Origin of the sequence: Chromohalobacter sp. HP20-39 (assembly GCF_033052815.1) — a bacterium.
Classification (GTDB): Bacteria; Pseudomonadota; Gammaproteobacteria; order Pseudomonadales; family Halomonadaceae; genus Chromohalobacter.
Map to the genome: position 1 here is coordinate 1 of NZ_JAWHTP010000678.1, position 272 is coordinate 272.

General features: G+C 70.6%; 1 protein-coding gene. It reads right to left on the reverse strand.

Going from position 1 to position 272, the window contains the following annotated elements; genetic code table 11:
- A partial coding sequence (locus RVY79_RS19670; protein WP_317466256.1) for a hypothetical protein occupies window positions 1-204 on the reverse strand: 204 nt, incomplete at its 3' end.
- Between the last annotated feature and the right edge of the window lie 68 nt (window positions 205-272).

Sequence of the window (272 nt, forward strand, 5' to 3'; positions counted from 1 at the left end):
GGCCAGCGTCGGCGCGGCCTCCATGCCGGCCACCAGCACCTCGCGCTTGTCGGCGCGCTCCTCCAGCGAGGCGATCAGGCCCGACAGCGCCGACAGCAGCAGCGGGCCCATCAGCACCGCTGGCAGGGCCAGGCGCAACAGCGTGCGACGGTCGCGCAGCGCGTCGCGCAGCTCTTTGACAAAGACGATCCACGCCTGATTCATGCCGCCGCCTCCTGCGGGAAAGCCAGTTTGACAAAGGCATCCTCGAAGCGGCTCTCGCCGGCCTGGGC